This is a genomic window from Mesorhizobium sp. M8A.F.Ca.ET.161.01.1.1 (assembly GCF_004792105.1).
In the GTDB taxonomy this organism is placed as follows: Bacteria; Pseudomonadota; Alphaproteobacteria; order Rhizobiales; family Rhizobiaceae; genus Mesorhizobium.
In genome coordinates this window covers 12,233-29,360 of the sequence record NZ_SRTD01000027.1, presented here as the reverse complement: position 1 = coordinate 29,360, position 17,128 = coordinate 12,233, and the positions used below count along the sequence as shown (strand labels likewise).

General features: G+C 58.7%; 13 protein-coding genes and 8 pseudogenes. 14 read left to right on the top strand and 7 right to left on the bottom strand.

Annotation, left to right across the window (positions count from 1 at the left end):
• The coding region (locus EN804_RS37725; RefSeq protein WP_210235376.1) for a hypothetical protein at window positions 1–193 on the bottom strand (193 nt) is incomplete at its 3' end.
• A gap of 587 nt (window positions 194–780) precedes the next feature.
• Here EN804_RS37725 and EN804_RS32935 point away from each other — a divergent pair.
• Window positions 781–1,585 (top strand): annotated as a pseudogene (locus EN804_RS32935) (transposase); the annotation flags it as partial.
• 398 nt (window positions 1,586–1,983) lie between these two features.
• Here EN804_RS32935 and EN804_RS32930 read toward each other — a convergent pair.
• Window positions 1,984–2,075: pseudogene (locus tag EN804_RS32930) on the bottom strand (IS5/IS1182 family transposase); the annotation flags it as partial.
• 150 nt (window positions 2,076–2,225) lie between these two features.
• Between EN804_RS32930 and EN804_RS32925 the strand changes: the two are divergent.
• Together EN804_RS32925 and EN804_RS38335 are read left to right on the top strand one after the other, a co-directional pair.
• A pseudogene (locus EN804_RS32925) lies at window positions 2,226–2,892 on the top strand (transposase); the annotation flags it as partial.
• Window positions 2,893–3,002: 110 nt separating this feature from the next.
• A complete protein-coding gene (locus tag EN804_RS38335) occupies window positions 3,003–3,335 on the top strand; it encodes a transposase (RefSeq protein WP_245518688.1) in 333 nt (110 codons plus the stop codon).
• Here the strand turns inward: EN804_RS38335 and EN804_RS38330 are convergent.
• Window positions 3,263–3,538: a hypothetical protein gene (locus EN804_RS38330; RefSeq protein ID WP_246693519.1), complete on the bottom strand. Its 276-nt coding sequence runs from the start codon at window positions 3,536–3,538 to the stop codon at window positions 3,263–3,265. The genes EN804_RS38335 and EN804_RS38330 overlap by 73 nt on opposite strands.
• On the opposite strand from EN804_RS38330, the gene EN804_RS38325 reads away from it, so the two are divergent.
• The gene (locus EN804_RS38325) at window positions 3,483–3,740 is read left to right on the top strand and encodes a transposase (RefSeq protein WP_245511853.1); all 258 of its coding nucleotides are present in this window, start codon (window positions 3,483–3,485) and stop codon (window positions 3,738–3,740) included. The two genes, EN804_RS38330 and EN804_RS38325, sit on opposite strands and share 56 nt — an antisense overlap.
• 603 nt (window positions 3,741–4,343) lie before the next feature.
• Window positions 4,344–5,148: pseudogene (locus EN804_RS32915) on the top strand (transposase); the annotation flags it as partial.
• 398 nt (window positions 5,149–5,546) lie between these two features.
• Here the strand turns inward: EN804_RS32915 and EN804_RS32910 are convergent.
• Window positions 5,547–5,638, bottom strand: a pseudogene (locus EN804_RS32910) (IS5/IS1182 family transposase); the annotation flags it as partial.
• A gap of 150 nt (window positions 5,639–5,788) precedes the next feature.
• On the opposite strand from EN804_RS32910, the pseudogene EN804_RS32905 reads away from it, so the two are divergent.
• From EN804_RS32905 to EN804_RS32865, 9 genes and pseudogenes are all read left to right on the top strand, one after another.
• Window positions 5,789–6,455 (top strand): annotated as a pseudogene (locus EN804_RS32905) (transposase); the annotation flags it as partial.
• 24 nt (window positions 6,456–6,479) lie between these two features.
• Window positions 6,480–7,450: pseudogene (locus EN804_RS32900) on the top strand (IS110 family transposase).
• 195 nt (window positions 7,451–7,645) lie between these two features.
• Window positions 7,646–7,834, top strand: coding sequence for a hypothetical protein (locus tag EN804_RS32895; protein WP_127322461.1), 189 nt, complete (start codon window positions 7,646–7,648; stop codon window positions 7,832–7,834).
• Between the two features lie 402 nt (window positions 7,835–8,236).
• Window positions 8,237–9,907: an ABC transporter substrate-binding protein gene (locus EN804_RS32890; protein WP_127308898.1), complete on the top strand. Its 1,671-nt coding sequence runs from the start codon at window positions 8,237–8,239 to the stop codon at window positions 9,905–9,907.
• Window positions 9,908–9,924: 17 nt separating this feature from the next.
• Entirely contained in the window at window positions 9,925–10,911 is a 987-nt protein-coding gene (locus tag EN804_RS32885; RefSeq protein ID WP_127308900.1) for an ABC transporter permease, read from the top strand.
• Window positions 10,908–11,837 carry an ABC transporter permease gene (locus EN804_RS32880; protein WP_127308897.1) on the top strand — a complete coding sequence of 310 codons (930 nt, stop codon included), beginning with the start codon at window positions 10,908–10,910 and terminating at the stop codon, window positions 11,835–11,837. The genes EN804_RS32885 and EN804_RS32880 overlap by 4 nt, the downstream gene beginning before the upstream one ends.
• Window positions 11,834–12,841, top strand: coding sequence for an ABC transporter ATP-binding protein (locus tag EN804_RS32875; protein ID WP_127308896.1), 1,008 nt, complete (start codon window positions 11,834–11,836; stop codon window positions 12,839–12,841). The genes EN804_RS32880 and EN804_RS32875 overlap by 4 nt, the downstream gene beginning before the upstream one ends.
• Window positions 12,834–13,835 (top strand): ABC transporter ATP-binding protein, encoded by a 1,002-nt coding sequence (locus EN804_RS32870; RefSeq protein ID WP_127308895.1) that lies wholly within the window; start codon window positions 12,834–12,836, stop codon window positions 13,833–13,835. The genes EN804_RS32875 and EN804_RS32870 overlap by 8 nt, the downstream gene beginning before the upstream one ends.
• A gap of 52 nt (window positions 13,836–13,887) precedes the next feature.
• Entirely contained in the window at window positions 13,888–15,360 is a 1,473-nt protein-coding gene (locus EN804_RS32865) for an amidase (protein ID WP_245478112.1), read from the top strand.
• 258 nt (window positions 15,361–15,618) lie between these two features.
• Here EN804_RS32865 and EN804_RS32860 read toward each other — a convergent pair whose 3' ends face one another.
• From EN804_RS32860 to EN804_RS32850, 3 genes and pseudogenes are all read right to left on the bottom strand, one after another.
• Window positions 15,619–16,002 carry a hypothetical protein gene (locus tag EN804_RS32860; protein WP_245478111.1) on the bottom strand — a complete coding sequence of 128 codons (384 nt, stop codon included), beginning with the start codon at window positions 16,000–16,002 and terminating at the stop codon, window positions 15,619–15,621.
• Window positions 16,003–16,322: 320 nt separating this feature from the next.
• Window positions 16,323–16,655: a hypothetical protein gene (locus tag EN804_RS32855; protein WP_127308894.1), complete on the bottom strand. Its 333-nt coding sequence runs from the start codon at window positions 16,653–16,655 to the stop codon at window positions 16,323–16,325.
• 228 nt (window positions 16,656–16,883) lie between these two features.
• A pseudogene (locus tag EN804_RS32850) lies at window positions 16,884–17,027 on the bottom strand (transposase domain-containing protein); the annotation flags it as partial.
• Window positions 17,028–17,128: the final 101 nt, after the last annotated feature.

The window sequence follows — 17,128 nt, the reverse complement described above, 5'->3', positions numbered from 1 at the left end:
GACATAACAAATGGTAAAAGATCAAGATTCTTAGCCGCTTTGACGTATCGGGAACCATTACTTGAAGATTCAATGAAGATGAGCGCTCTTCTTGCCACTTGTTTCGACCTCCAATATTTCGTGCTGTGCGGCTATCCTGGGATAATTCGGCGCAGCTCTTGGCCGTGCGGGCCTTGAACAATGCGGTGAACATACCCTTTTCAGTTCACTGCGGTCGCAAAAAGTCTGTAAATTAAGTTGAAGGATCTGTTGCAACCGATCGAAGGCGGCGATCGGCACGGTCTGGAGGGTGGCTCATGTGGCGGCGCATGATGTAATTAGATCTGGTGGACAATCGACGCAGGGCTGAGTAGCGGAGATGCTGCGCTCGAAGCGGGAGTGTAGCAGGCTACTTCAAGATTGGCGGCTTTTTCGGCAGGGCAACAACCATCGGAATTGACCGGTCAACTTCCTCCTGGAGGCAAGATCGGTGCCGACATGGCGCAAATTCCCCGCCTTTTCAGCACCCTGATTTTTAATGCCGCAGATTATGCCCAATCATTCCGTCGAACGATACGCATGTTAATCCCCCGATGAGGTTGATAATTCTGAGTTAGAGATGTGGGATGGCGTGTTCCCCGGGGGGCGGACTGCATCCAGCAGATGGGCAGCCTCCGGCTGGCTAACGGTCCATCAAGACGCGTTTTTACCGTGATCTGCACGTACAGCCAGTATTGAGCCTAGAGCTATGGCGGAAACTGGGTGATAACGTTTTGAGGAGAGCGGCGTACGAGGCGGGTGATGAAGCCTGCCAGAACCTCTCGAGGAGAGCGATACGCCATGAACGAGACTATCAACATTGTTCTCCTTCGTCAGCCTGACGAGTTTGATGATCCACTGATCGATGTGCTTCGCACCGGGGCGCGCAAATTGCTGGCGCAGGCGATCGAGATCGAGGCCGAGACGTTTCTTGCCGAGATGCGGGATCTCAAGCTTGCCGATGGCCGTGACCGGATTGTCCGGCATGGTCACGGCCCGGAACGGAGCCATCCAGACGGGCATCGGGCCGGTGCCAGTCAGGCGGGTGAAGATCCGGGATCGCGGCGCGAATGGCAAGGTGATCGGGTCCGGTTCTCCTCATTGATTCTGCCGAAATGGGCGCGTCGGACGCGGAGTCTGGATGCGCTGCTTCCCGTTCTCTACCTGCGCGGCGTTTCGACAGGGGATTTCCAGGAAGCGCTGAGCGCGCTTATGGGCAAGGACGCGCGGAACCTTCACCCTCGGTGATCACTCGGCTGACGGCGGAGTGGAACGCCGACTACGAGCGTTGGCAAAAGCGCGATCTTTCGGCGCGGCGCTACGTCTATGTGTGGCGGACGGGGTTTACCTGCAGGCCGCATGGAAGACCAAGCCGAATGCATGCTGGTCCTGATCGGCGCCACGCCCGAGGGCAGGAAAGAACTCGTCGGTTTCCAGACCGGCGTTCGCGAGAGCGCGCAGAGCTGGCGCGAGTTGCTGGTCGACGTGAAGCGGCGTGGCCTGAAGATCCGCGCCCGATATTGCCGTCGGCGATGGCGCGCTCGGTTTGTGGAGAGCGCTCGACGAGGCCGTCCGGGTCGGCAATCAGGCAGCAGCGTGAACCCCGCAGATATCCAGAAGCGGCTAGAGCACTTCCGAGGAGGCGCGTCACACCGACTGCGTTACGCGGCCCATGCGCCGCCCATCGGCATCGGTCGATATCGGCTTCATGCCTTCCGAACTCGCAAGCGCTGGCGGAGCGCGTATGCAGCCGCAGGCTGCCCCGATAGGTTGCGACCTAGGACGTAGACTCATTACCACACAGCCAGATGCTTGATGTGAGCCCACCTCGCGAGCGACCGAGACTATGATCTCGATCCCCCCTTTTGCTGTCGCGCCCTGCTTATGGACGCGAACGATGGAGGTGTCGATCATCTGCGCCCGGCCGTCATGCGCTTTAGCAATTTCGATCATGAGGCGGTCCCACACACCTGCTTTCCGCCATCGGACAAAGCCGTTGTAGGGCCGTATCGCTCGGGGAGGTCCCGCCAAGGCGCACCGGACCGCAGTACCCAGAACTTGTTCAATAAATCTCGGCTTTCTTCCAACCATTTACAGTTCCTGTAATTCAGAAACTGTCCCCTATCTATTTGCCTCAGTCGAGGGGTGCACTCCACTGCTGTCCGGGAATTAAAGGAACTCTTGTCCGGCTTTTGCGAAATCCGCACTATCGCCGGCTGGAGGGGCTTGAAGCCGCTGCGACTCTGGCACAACTCTACGCAACGGCGCGGCTGTTCGTGAACTTCTTCCAGCCCTCCTTCAAGCTGGCGGGAAAAGAACGGGACGGCGCCCGCGTGCGCAAGCGCTATCACCCGGCGGCAACACCATGCCAGCGACTGCGGCACATCCACTCACGGCTGAACCGGTTCGGGCCATGCTGGCGCAAACACAGGGGCGGCTGGATCCGGTAAAGCTGCTGCGAGAGATGCGATCGGCGCAGCAGCACCTCGTCGACATTGCTGATGGATCTTGCACGCCGGCGCTGGTGGTGAGCGATCTGGCGCTGGATCAGTTCCTGTCGGGCCTGCGGACGGCCTGGAACTGGGGGAAATCCGCCCAGCCGCAAGAGCCAAGCCGAAGCAAAAGCGGGGTCGTCGGCGACCGGATCCGCTGCTGAAGGTCACGGGCCGGCTGCGCGCGTGGTTCGACGAAGAGCCCTGGCGGACGAGCCGCGAATTACTGGTGCGCCTGCAGGAGGAGCAGCCGGGGCAATATCCTGATCAACTTCTGCGCACGCTGCAGCGCCGTTTGAAGATCTGGCGGAAGGAAAAGGCGCACGCGATGGTGTTTGGGCCAATGCACGTCGAGCCGCCAATCGAGCCGATGGCGAATTGATCCCAACCCGGCCCTGGGGAAATTATGGTGAGGCAACGGAAAATCGTTCGGGAACAATCCAGGGTGAGGCAATACGACCTCTCTCCCCAGATTTTCGAAAAGCTTCCGCCGTGTCTGGTTGGTTTGGAGGCGTGCGGCGGTTCGCATTATTGGGCGCACCAGATTGCGGCGCTCGGTCACGACGTGCGTTTAATCCCGCCGATTGTGTGAAGCCTTTTGTGAAACGGGGCAAGACGGACGCCGCCGACGCCGAAGCGATCAGCGAAGCCGTCACCCGCAAGACCATGCGTTTCGTTCCGATCAAATCGGCTGATCAACAGGCGGCGGCCATGGTGCTGAGGACGCGCGCCCTTTTGATCCGCCAGCAAACTCAGGCGATCAACGCGCTTCGCGGGCATTTGTCGAAGTTGCCGCCCTCGGCACGGCTAAAGTGGCTGCGTTGATCGAGATCGTCCGCGACGAGGCGGACGTTTGCCTGCCAAAAGCCGCTCGTTTGGCTCTGGCTGAAATCGCCGGTCAGGTCGAGGCGCTGACGCGTCAAATCGACAAGCTCGAATGAGGGAGTCGGCGAGGCGAAGCGCGACGAGGACATGCGACGGCTGACCACAATTCCGGGCGTCGGAGCGATCACCGCGGCTTCCGTCAAAGCGCTGATCCCGGATCCCGACGGGTTCATAACAAATGGTAAAAGATCAAGATTCTTAGCCGCTTTGACGTATCGGGAACCATTACTTGAAGATTCAATGAAGATGAGCGCTCTTCTTGCCACTTGTTTCGACCTCCAATATTTCGTGCTGTGCGGCTATCCTGGGATAATTCGGCGCAGCTCTTGGCCGTGCGGGCCTTGAACAATGCGGTGAACATACCCTTTTCAGTTCACTGCGGTCGCAAAAAGTCTGTAAATTAAGTTGAAGGATCTGTTGCAACCGATCGAAGGCGGCGATCGGCACGGTCTGGAGGGTGGCTCATGTGGCGGCGCATGATGTAATTAGATCTGGTGGACAATCGACGCAGGGCTGAGTAGCGGAGATGCTGCGCTCGAAGCGGGAGTGTAGCAGGCTACTTCAAGATTGGCGGCTTTTTCGGCAGGGCAACAACCATCGGAATTGACCGGTCAACTTCCTCCTGGAGGCAAGATCGGTGCCGACATGGCGCAAATTCCCCGCCTTTTCAGCACCCTGATTTTTAATGCCGCAGATTATGCCCAATCATTCCGTCGAACGATACGCATGTTAATCCCCCGATGAGGTTGATAATTCTGAGTTAGAGATGTGGGATGGCGTGTTCCCCGGGGGGCGGACTGCATCCAGCAGATGGGCAGCCTCCGGCTGGCTAACGGTCCATCAAGACGCGTTTTTACCGTGATCTGCACGTACAGCCAGTATTGAGCCTAGAGCTATGGCGGAAACTGGGTGATAACGTTTTGAGGAGAGCGGCGTACGAGGCGGGTGATGAAGCCTGCCAGAACCTCTCGAGGAGAGCGATACGCCATGAACGAGACTATCAACATTGTTCTCCTTCGTCAGCCTGACGAGTTTGATGATCCACTGATCGATGTGCTTCGCACCGGGGCGCGCAAATTGCTGGCGCAGGCGATCGAGATCGAGGCCGAGACGTTTCTTGCCGAGATGCGGGATCTCAAGCTTGCCGATGGCCGTGACCGGATTGTCCGGCATGGTCACGGCCCGGAACGGAGCCATCCAGACGGGCATCGGGCCGGTGCCAGTCAGGCGGGTGAAGATCCGGGATCGCGGCGCGAATGGCAAGGTGATCGGGTCCGGTTCTCCTCATTGATTCTGCCGAAATGGGCGCGTCGGACGCGGAGTCTGGATGCGCTGCTTCCCGTTCTCTACCTGCGCGGCGTTTCGACAGGGGATTTCCAGGAAGCGCTGAGCGCGCTTATGGGCAAGGACGCGCGGAACCTTCACCCTCGGTGATCACTCGGCTGACGGCGGAGTGGAACGCCGACTACGAGCGTTGGCAAAAGCGCGATCTTTCGGCGCGGCGCTACGTCTATGTGTGGCGGACGGGGTTTACCTGCAGGCCGCATGGAAGACCAAGCCGAATGCATGCTGGTCCTGATCGGCGCCACGCCCGAGGGCAGGAAAGAACTCGTCGGTTTCCAGACCGGCGTTCGCGAGAGCGCGCAGAGCTGGCGCGAGTTGCTGGTCGACGTGAAGCGGCGTGGCCTGAAGATCCGCGCCCGATATTGCCGTCGGCGATGGCGCGCTCGGTTTGTGGAGAGCGCTCGACGAGGCCGTCCGGGTCGGCAATCAGGCAGCAGCGTGAACCCCGCAGATATCCAGAAGCGGCTAGAGCACTTCCGAGGAGGCGCGTCACACCGACTGCGTTACGCGGCCCATGCGCCGCCCATCGGCATCGGTCGATATCGGCTTCATGCCTTCCGAACTCGCAAGCGCTGGCGGAGCGCGTATGCAGCCGCAGGCTGCCCCGATAGGTTGCGACCTAGGACGTAGACTCATTACCACACAGCCAGATGCTTGATGTGAGCCCACCTCGCGAGCGACCGAGACTATGATCTCGATCCCCCCTTTTGCTGTCGCGCCCTGCTTATGGACGCGAACGATGGAGGTGTCGATCATCTGCGCCCGGCCGTCATGCGCTTTAGCAATTTCGATCATGAGGCGGTCCCACACACCTGCTTTCCGCCATCGGACAAAGCCGTTGTAGGGCCGTATCGCTCGGGGAGGTCCCGCCAAGGCGCACCGGACCGCAGTACCCAGAACTTGTTCAATAAATCTCGGCTTTCTTCCAACCATTTACAGTTCCTGTAATTCAGAAACTGTCCCCTATCTATTTGCCTCAGTCGAGGGGTGCACTCCACTGCTGTCCGGGAATTAAAGGAACTCTTGTCCGGCTTTTGCGAAATCCGCACTATCGCCGGCTGGAGGGGCTTGAAGCCGCTGCGACTCTGGCACAACTCTACGCAACGGCGCGGCTGTTCGTGAACTTCTTCCAGCCCTCCTTCAAGCTGGCGGGAAAAGAACGGGACGGCGCCCGCGTGCGCAAGCGCTATCACCCGGCGGCAACACCATGCCAGCGACTGCGGCACATCCACTCACGGCTGAACCGGTTCGGGCCATGCTGGCGCAAACACAGGGGCGGCTGGATCCGGTAAAGCTGCTGCGAGAGATGCGATCGGCGCAGCAGCACCTCGTCGACATTGCTGATGGATCTTGCACGCCGGCGCTGGTGGTGAGCGATCTGGCGCTGGATCAGTTCCTGTCGGGCCTGCGGACGGCCTGGAACTGGGGGAAATCCGCCCAGCCGCAAGAGCCAAGCCGAAGCAAAAGCGGGGTCGTCGGCGACCGGATCCGCTGCTGAAGGTCACGGGCCGGCTGCGCGCGTGGTTCGACGAAGAGCCCTGGCGGACGAGCCGCGAATTACTGGTGCGCCTGCAGGAGGAGCAGCCGGGGCAATATCCTGATCAACTTCTGCGCACGCTGCAGCGCCGTTTGAAGATCTGGCGGAAGGAAAAGGCGCACGCGATGGTGTTTGGGCCAATGCACGTCGAGCCGCCAATCGAGCCGATGGCGAATTGATCCCAACCCGGCCCTGGGGAAATTATGGTGAGGCAACGGAAAATCGTTCGGGAACAATCCAGGGTGAGGCAATACGACCTCTCTCCCCAGATTTTCGAAAAGCTTCCGCCGTGTCTGGTTGGTTTGGAGGCGTGCGGCGGTTCGCATTATTGGGCGCACCAGATTGCGGCGCTCGGTCACGACGTGCGTTTAATCCCGCCGATTGTGTGAAGCCTTTTGTGAAACGGGGCAAGACGGACGCCGCCGACGCCGAAGCGATCAGCGAAGCCGTCACCCGCAAGACCATGCGTTTCGTTCCGATCAAATCGGCTGATCAACAGGCGGCGGCCATGGTGCTGAGGACGCGCGCCCTTTTGATCCGCCAGCAAACTCAGGCGATCAACGCGCTTCGCGGGCATTTGTCGAAGTTGCCGCCCTCGGCACGGCTAAAGTGGCTGCGTTGATCGAGATCGTCCGCGACGAGGCGGACGTTTGCCTGCCAAAAGCCGCTCGTTTGGCTCTGGCTGAAATCGCCGGTCAGGTCGAGGCGCTGACGCGTCAAATCGACAAGCTCGAATGAGGGAGTCGGCGAGGCGAAGCGCGACGAGGACATGCGACGGCTGACCACAATTCCGGGCGTCGGAGCGATCACCGCGGCTTCCGTCAAAGCGCTGATCCCGGATCCCGACGGGTTCAAATCCGGTCGTCACTTCGCCGCCTGGCTGGGACTGACGCCAAAACCCCATTCGAGCGGCGGCAAGGAGCGGCTCGGCGGCATATCGAAATGGGCAACCCGACGCTCCGCTCGCTGCTTGTTTGTGGCGCGACGTCGGTCTTGCGGCGTTAAGGGCAACGACAAAGCGCCGCGATGGCTCGTCGCCCTTTAAGCGCGGCAGCCTTTCAAGGTCATCGCGATCGCGCTCGCCAACAAGATGGCGAGGATTATCTGGGCGCTGCTCACCAAGGGCGGGACATATCGAAATGCTGGTGCGGCAAGCGGCGCACCACGCGCCTGAGCCGAACGACGACCAGGACGGATTGGCCGGCGCGACGCCGGACAGAGGCGAGGTGCAAAATTAGACGATGACCCACGGGCGAGGCGAGAGAGGCCGGCGCGACAATGCGCCTACAGCGCGTCAGATTGATCAGCCCCTGGCATCGCGAATTTCATCGAGGCCAGCGGTCTTAGACCGCGCTGAAAGGTCGGACATATGACCGCACCTATCCCGCTGGATGACATGTCTGAAAAAGCGCTTGCCCGCGTGGCCGTTCCACATATGTCGCGCTATAAAATGGGCATGCGTTCGATGATGGCCGAAGTCCAAAGGTCTGCAAACCACCTGTCGTGGTTTCATTCCGCACTTATGAGTTCACGGCCTAGTCGTGTCCGCGATTTCTGAAACACGCACTTTGCTCGGGAGAGCCGTTCGAATGCAGAACGTTAGCATCAAATAGTAGCAAATTTTGGTCGATGCGTTTCAAGAAGCTGAGGCATTTGATCCATAAATATCCCGATGCAAGTTTAAGTTCTGGCGGGAGCGTGAATACTTGGGAGAAAAAGCAACCCGCGATGCAAAGTTCGCCGCCCTGGAGGGGATCGCTTGGCGGACCAGAGATCCACGAGTGCCTAGGTGGAGCTTTGGAATGAGCGGGCACAGCCGCCGCAAGCGTCGTTGCGCGGCTTTGAACCTCAATCTTGGCAGTCAAGAATCGTCGAAGTCCGGGTGTTCAGTTGACGCCTAGTGCGGCCGTATTCGCGACGGCAAGACAAGGAGAACAATATTCTTAAGGGAGGGATGTAAATGAATATGTTGCCAGTCAACCGCCGCCTCTTAATCAAGGCGATGCTTCTCGGATCGGCGGCCCCCTTGCTCGCGAGCTCTGTGGCCCTTGCATCGTCATGTGGTGATCAGATCGTGCGCATGGCAGCAATTTGGGCTGCCGACACAATGAATCCATTCGCTACTTGGTCGTCCTTTTGGCCGACTGCATTCACCTATGACCCTCTCGTTGGCATGGATGCGCAACGCCATCGTGATCGGAGAGGCTTTGCCAAGGAATGGTCGGTTGCGCATGACAATCTGACATGGACGTTTAAAATCTGGCCGGGCATGAGGTGGTCAGACGGCCAACCCGCCACAGCCAGAGACGCTGCATTCACCTATAACTATTTGCGCGAGTCTATCGGCACCCCAAACGAGCTGAATGTTGGGTGGAATAATGCTGCTGGGTTGGAAAACGTCGAGTCCATTAGGGCTATTGATGATGAAACCCTCCAAATTGTGACCAAGCTTCCAACGCGATGGCCAGTCAATAATGCAGTTCTGATTGTTCCCGAGCACATTTGGGCGAAGATTAGCCACGCCGACGCGCGTAACACCTTTCGCAATGATCCTCCGCTGGTGGGCACAGGCCCCATGATTGTTTCAGAGTTTCAGCCGGGTCAATTTGTCCGCTTGGCGTCGAACAAGTATTTTCGCATGGGACAGCCGCCCATGGCAGGCATGATTTTGAACCTGTTCAATACAGCAGATCCCATCGCCCAAGGTCTAAAAAGTGGCAACCTTGACTACGGTTATGGCATCACATCTGCTCAGTGGGAGGATCTCTCCAACCATTCCGACATTAGGGTCGGCCAATCGCGGGTCGAACAACGGAACTATCTGGCCTTCAACACTGCGTCCGGGGAGGGGGCAGGCAGCACGAAGGCCCTGCAAGATACGGCGTTTCGCGATGCCATTGGGTACGCGATCGATCAGAAGACCATCGTCGATCGCGCCTTTCGTGGGCATGCCGACCCGGGCGTGGGGGTGGTCATGCCGGCGGCGACCGATTACTATTCAGAGTTGAGCGACATAAGGCGCCGCTTTGACCTTGCTGAGGCTGCTCGCCGGCTTGATGCCGCCGGTTATCTCGACACAAACGGCGACGGACTTCGGGAGGACGAGGAGGGAAACAGCCTTCAACTTGAGCTGATCACCGGAGCATCCGGGGGCGGCCTCGAGATTCCGATCGCGGCGGTGCAACTCGTTGCTGGTTGGTTGGGGCAAATTGGCATTCCGGTGTCAGTGACGCAGCTTGAAACCGGCGCGCTGGGCGCCCGCACAGCAGCACCGGCCAATGGCGGTGGAGGCTGGGACCTGTTGGTCTCTTCGACTTGGCTGTCGCCCACCCCACACGACATCCTCAACTTGGGTAACAGCAAGGGCATTGGGACAAACAACACCTCTTATTGGAGAAATGACAAGTTTGACTCACTTCTTTCAGAAGCGGACGTCACGGTTGACCTCGCGAAAAGCAAGCAGCTGGTCGACGAGGCGACGCGTCTCATCTACACACAAGCGCCCTACATCATGCTGTGTTACCCTTTTCTGCTCGACGCGCATCGAACGGACTGCATCCAAGGTTGGGGGACAGAGGATGCCGTATCAATGTGGGGCTATTTCCCGTTCGATCGTCTGAGGCCGGTCTGATGTCTAGTGCCTTCGCAATGGGAGGGCCAAGGAGCCGGCGCATCGTGCGCATCGTCATTAGGGCGATTGTGACACTTCTGATGGTGGGAGTCCTGAACTTCGTTTTGTTCAGGATCATTCCGGGCGACCCAGCCAAGCTTCTGCTCGGCGGAGCACGCAGCAGCGTGACAGCCGAGCAAATGCAGGCGCTGCGCCAGAACTGGGGCCTCGATCGGCCGCTATTCCCGGACCAGGTTATCGACTACTTGTCGGCAACTATTCAGGGCGATTTAGGCTACAGCTTCAAGTTCAGGGGCAGACATGTCGCTGACCTAATCTTGGAGCGTTTGCCGGCCACCATTGCCCTTGTAGGTCTAGCCCAATTAATCGCCATCCCATGGGGTGTCATGCTTGGCCTATATGCAGGGTGGCGCAGAGGAGGTGCCGTCGATCATATCGCCACGGCAACCTCTCTGGCGCTCTATTCGACACCCTCGTTCTGGCTCGGCATGCTCCTGGTGGTAGTCTTCAGCACGGCATTGGGTTGGTTTCCCGGCTACGGTGCATACTCGCCCGGCGCGATCACGGGCTCCCTTGGTTCGTTCCTCGACTATCTGCTGCATCTCACGCTTCCGGTTACCGCGGTGGCACTTGGGCTGATCGGCCAATACGTCGTGGTCGCACGTGCAGCGATGAGTGACGTAGTCACAGAAGATTATATGGTAACTGCGCGGGCCAAAGGGCTGACCAACCGTCAGATGCTAATGCGTCATGCATTTCGCAACGCAATGTTGCCCGTCGTAACGCTGATTGCTCTTAATCTTGGCTACGTAGTCGCCGGGGCCATCACCATCGAAGCCGTATTCGCCTGGCCGGGTATCGGAGGGCTGACAGTGGAAGCGCTGAATGCACGGGACTACCCTGTCCTTCAAGGCATATTTCTGTTGCTTGGTGCGTCGATTGTTGTCGCAAACCTTGTAGCCGACCTGGCCTACGGCTTTCTTGATCCGCGAGTCCGGCAATGAGCGAAGGAACAGTTCGGTATCCCCCGCGAGGCCGAGCGCGAGCGATAAAAAGCTTTCTGCGTCAATTTCTTGGCCGGGGCGGTGCTCAGGCTGGCGTCCTATGTTTAGTCTTCTTTCTTGTGCTGGCTGCCGTCCCAAATATCCTTGTAGGACCGCTCCAAACTGCAATCAACGCTACGGGCGATTTCCTCGCGCCACCATCAAGCCAGCATCTGCTGGGCACCGATGATGTGGGGCGAGACGTGCTCAATCTGGTTGTCCATGGTGCCCGGATATCGCTGACGATCGCGGTGCTGGCGACCGTGATAAGCCTTGTCTTCGGCACCACTGTTGGTATCAGCGCGGGCTATTACGGTGGAAGGGTTGACGTCTGGCTGATGCGCTTGACGGATTTCTTTTTTGTCATGCCCTCCTTCGTGCTGGCGCTGGTCATCACGCCAGTAATCCTTGAAGTTTGGGGGCGCGGTGGAGATATCTTCGGGTTCCGTCCTTCTCTTTTTGTGATTATTGTCGTTATCGGAATGACGAGCTGGGCTTTTGTTGCGCGGATCGTTCGCAGCCAAACGCTGTCGCTTAAGGAGCGAACATTCGTAGATCGCGCGCGGGTTGTGGGCAGCAGCAATATCGTCATCATGGTAAAGCACATCCTGCCCAACCTCGTGCCGCAAATCACGGCCAATGGCGCTCTAGTTGTCGCAGGCGCAATCTATGTTGAGACATCGCTCTCGTTCCTTGGACTTGGCGACCCTTTGCAGCCTTCATGGGGCACTTTGCTTGCGCTCGCTCAACGCGCCGGTGCTGCCAGTGCAGGAGCCTGGTGGGACCTCAGCCCAGGAGTATGCGTCCTTACGGTTTCGCTTAGCTTCGTCCTGATCGGCAATGCCCTCGACGACACCTTTAACCCACGACGCAGGGTGATCCCATGATAAACTCGTCCCAGGACAACGCACCGCTTCTGGAGGTCGACAGGCTCTCTGTCGATTATGGGCTCAAGGGCGTTTCATCGCGTGCGATCGACCGCGTGAGCTTCGCGCTCCGGGCCGGAGAGGCGGTTGGCCTCGTCGGTGAATCGGGCAGCGGGAAGACTACGACTGCAATGGCGATCGCGGGTCTGCTTTCACCCAACGCGCGGGTCAGCGGGGGTGAGGTACGATATCGCGGTAAGCGACTGCCGATCGATGACGATGCGGCGATGCGGCCACATCGCTGGAGTGAAACGTCCGTTGTCTTCCAGGGCGCGATGAATGCGCTTAATCCTGTTCACCGCATCATCAAGCAGATAGCCGAGCCGTGTGTGCTGAAGCTTGGCATGTCGCGTGTCGAGGCAACCGCGCGGGCAAGAGAACTGCTCGAACTCGTCGGCATTCCGGCAGATCGCGGCGCTGCCTATCCCCACGAGTTGTCGGGCGGTATGCGACAAAGGGTGATGATTGCCATGGCGCTGGCATGTCGCCCCTCGATCGTCATTGGTGATGAGCCGACCACGGCGCTCGACGTCATTACCCAGGCTCAGATTCTCAAACTGCTGGGTGACTTGCGATCGCAGCTTAACCTTGCTCTCATTTTAATCACTCACGATCTTTCTGTGGTGGCTGAGGCTTGTGATCGGGTGATGATCATGTATTCCGGCCGCCTCGTCGAGGACGGCACTGTCGCTGAGATCTTCGGCAAGCCTAAGCACCCGTACACGCGATTGCTGATCGACTCGATCCCGAACCCGGCGAGCGGCAAAAAGGTGATCCGGCATATACCCGGTGATCCCCCCAGTCTGGTGAATCGGCCGTCGGGGTGCGCCTTCCATCCACGTTGCCCTTCGGCCATGGGGGTATGCCAGACAGAAGTACCTAGCCTCACTGGAGTCGGGCGGGGACGCGTCGCCTGTCACCTTCACCGGTTCTTGCAAGAAGACAAGGTCGCTGCTCATGCCTGACAACGCCAACTTCCTGCGTCTCGAGGGCCTGCAAGTTCACTTTCCCATACAGGGTGGGCTGTTCGACCGCGTCTTGGGCCGACCTCCCCGCGCCGTCCGCGCGGTGGACGGGATCGATCTCAACATCAGACGGGGCGAGATCGTCGCCTTGGTCGGAGAGTCGGGAAGCGGTAAAACGACGGTAGGCCGCGCAATCACCAAGCTTGCACAGCCAACAAGCGGCAGGTTGTTGTTCGAGGACGAGGACATGAGCTCAGTGCGCGGCTCTTCGGCCCTGCGTCCTTACCGGCACCGCGTGCAGATGATCTTCCAGGACGCTTATCAGGCGCTCAATCCGCGCCACACCGTGTTCGAGATTGTGGCAGAGCCATTGCGGTCACTGCAACTGGTCGAGGGCGGGAAGCAGCTTGCAGATCGTGTGAGCGAGGCGCTTGCAGCCGCCGGGCTCAATCCTCCTGGTGATTTCTTTTCCCGTTTCCCGCACGAGCTGTCTGGTGGCCAGCGCCAGCGGGTGGTGATTGCCGGAGCGCTTGCCGTGAAACCGAAGCTCATCGTCGCCGACGAACCTGTGTCAATGCTCGATGTTTCTATACGCGCACAGATTCTTCAGGTCTTGGTCGACTTGCGCGCAAAGCACAACATGGCGTTGCTGTTCATCACCCACGATCTTCCGCTTGCGTGGTTGATCGCCGACAGGATTGCCGTTTTGTATCTTGGAAAATTGGTCGAGATCGGCAGCGCCGACGAGATCACATTCAATCCACACCACCCTTATACGGTCGCACTGCGCAACGCGACGCCGCAAATTCGCAGCGACGCTAGTCGCGTCGGTCTGCCGGCGTTGCAAGGAGAGGTTCCAAGCGCCGCACGCGTGCCCAAGGGCTGTCGTTTCCATCCTCGCTGCCCGGTTGCCTTCCACCGCTGCAAGGAGGAGGAGCCGCCGGCCATCGAGGTGGCCGCGAACCACACCGCTGCATGTTGGCTGGCGACATAACTCCGTCCAGCAAGACATACCCACGTTGATTTGAATGCCGTCGTTAGACGTAATGTTTAACAATCAACCCGAGGCTGCATTAATGAAATTAAATGAGTATACAGAATTCGACGCTACCGGTTTGGCAGCTCTGGTCAATCAAGGGGAGGTCACCGCTTTGGAACTGACGGGTTTGGCGCGGCAGGCTTACGACGATGTGAATCCACGCGTCAACGCTGTAATCGAATTCTATGAAGACGCCGAGACAATTTCAGGCCCAGCTTCCGGGCTTCTGAACGGTGTGCCTTTCCTTCGCAAAGATATTGGAGCCAGCGAAGCTGGACGTCTCCAGGAAATGGGAAGTCGGCTGTTCAAAGGTTGCCGTTCCAAAACCGACAGCTTTTACTTTCGGCGCGCCCGGGATGCTGGACTTCGAACAATCGGAAGAACAGCAACGCCGGAGCTTGGTATGTCCGGTATGACTGAAACGATTGTCAATGGGATTACTTGCAATCCGTGGGATTTGAACCGTTCAGCAAGCGGCTCTTCTGGAGGTGCTGCGGCGGCAGTGGCGGCTGGGATCACACCAATCGCGCATGCAAGCGACGGTGGTGGATCCATTCGACAACCTGCGGCTTGGTGCGGGCTTGTTGGGCTGAATCCGTCTCGCGGTCGCATTTCTGGTGGCCCGAATGGTCAAGACGGGTGGTTCGGTCTATCTAGGCATTTTGTCCTATGTCGAACTGTGCGAGATATGGCAGCAGCGCTTGATGTCTTTTCTGGTCCCGAGCCTGGGGACCCATTTGTTATCGTCCAGCCGAATCGCCCTTACGTTGAGGAACTTTTACACTCCACCGGGCACCTGAGGGTCGGGCTTGCCAGGACAAAATGGGGCCCGGTTGATCTCGAGCCTCAAGTTCTACAAGCGGTCGACGGGATCGCGTCACTGCTCGAAGAAATGGGACACTCGGTAGTAGAAATCCCCCCGCCATATGAATTCGAAGAATTGCCGAAGATAATGCTGGGGTTGTCAGATATGGGGGCAAGTTGGCTCGAAAGTGCGGCGCGCGCCTTGGGACGCTCCATTAGCGCAGACACCCTAGAGCCGGTTAACCTTAAACTTTATCAACGAGGGCAGAAGCAGCCTCTCTCAATCTCAACTGAGATACATGAGGCCATCCGAGGAATGCGGCTCAAGGTGGGCGAGGCAATCAATGCCTTCGATATACTTTTGACCCCGGTAATGTCGACCGTCGCCCGGCCGCATGGCGGGATCGACACCTTGACCAATGAAACCGTCTCGGTAGAAGAATTTATACAAGCCGAGTATCAAGAAGGTGGCCACCTCGGCGTGTTCAATGTGACTGGTCAACCTTCGGTCAGTTTGCCTCTGGCGCAAAGCACTGATGGACTGCCGATCGGCGTTCAGATCGTCGGCCGTTTTGGGGATGAGGCAACACTGGTCCGTATGGCACGAGACCTAGAGGATGCCCGACCTTGGATTGACCGGCGTCCAAACGTACGAGCTGGGGTTTCGCGGGCTTAATCTGCAGTCTATCGTGCAGGTCTTTCTATAAAGGACCACATCGTGCTCACCAACAATGGCACGGCCTTCGCGCCAACCTGCCCAAGAACCGCCACGGCTCCAGCCGAAACCTTCTGGATCCATCTTCGACCGCGTCTGCACCGCAAAAACCTCAGCGCCGGCTGACCGAGCCGTATCACCCCTGGACCAGGCGTACGCCGCCGGTGAAGCTTCCGAATAACCACATCGTCGGCTTGAGAGCGATGTCGTGCAACCGGGTCATGCCACGCCAGACGACCATATACCCGGAGGCGGATCATGGTTGCGGGCGAGATAGCCGCCAAGCATGGCGATTTGCAGCAGGTAAGCGGCGAGAGTGGTCCGTTGGAGGCGCGGTCGCGTTCGGGACGCGTCGATCGGGTTGAGCGTAGTGATCTCGGCGAAGGTGAGAACGCTGTCGGGCGCGGCGTCTGGCTTGGCGCGCGCCGACATCGTGACGAAGAATATGCGCCAGCTGACCACCGCGATGAGGGCGAGGAACTTCGCCAGCCTCTCGGCGGTCTCGAGCCTTGCCTCCTCAGCACGGCAGCCGGACTTCATGACCTTGTGGAACACCTCCGCCTTCCAGCGCAGGGCATACCAGCCGAACTTCTCGACCGCCACGGAGAGATCTTCGACCGGTAAGTCGTCACCAGCTTCCAGTCGATCGTAACCGCCCGATTGTCACCGCCTGCCTGACATTATAGCGCGACAATCTGGAAAGAGGTCGTATTGCCTCACGTAACGACGCTCCCCGAGATTCGAGCGTTGCCTCATCCATTTTGCTCCCGGCCTCCTTCGCGAGCGCCCACGGCGCCTCAGTATGGCCTTGCGATCTCCAGGATCGGCGGCTCCTTGTTCAAGGGGGGCAAACAGCAACGCGTCCGCCTGTTCGCTGCGCCAGACCTTCAGCCGAGTAAGCGCTGTCGCGGAGCCACCAGCAACTAGCCGACATCATGGACAAAATGACAAAATGGATGCCCCGTATTTTCTGCCGCTTTCTGCTCCAGGAAGCGGCGAGCTTCCATGATCTGCGTTAGATCCGCCAAAACTGCATCAGCAGCGGGCCAGTCCGCCTCAGAAAGGTTGTCTTGGCCGCTACGGATGTCTTCCGCCATTGCAAGGAGCGCAGCCCAGACTGGCTTTATCTTTTCTACCGTAAGCACGTATGTGCTTTCAGGCACTTCCGAGAGGGCAGCCGATTCGGAGCCGCCGCGAGCCGCTGTGCATTTATCGCATCCACAGTTCTCGTAAATGCCGTGCTTGTGGTCACTCATTATGCCGCCGCCTCATTCAATGGGCACATCCGAAGCTTCATCAACGCAATCGCATTGGCCACTGCCGAGGGCGTAGGTGTGATCGCCATCACTGTAGCCCGCCTGGTGGGTGTGTCTCGTTGGCCAACCCAGTTGATGCCAGAACCTATCGTGGTTGAACCCGGCGTGATAGCTTCCGGCTGCTTCAACTAACTATCCGCCTCGTGTGCTTTCATCGTAGCGGTGTTCTCAGGCTACGGCCTTAAGCTCTGGAGGGGTGATGTAGGCCCAGGGCAGGAGATCGTCGATCTGGCTGTTCAAGTGGCCGTCGATGATCCTCGTGAGCACGTCGGCGAGGTAGCCGAGCGGCTCGACGTCGTTCAGCTTGCAGGTTTATGCCGACCACCGAACTATGCCGAGCGGGCGCGTTTCCGCCAACGTTTTTCATGACTTAGCCGCTGCAGGATCGGCATAGATTAGGGTCTCTCCGTCGC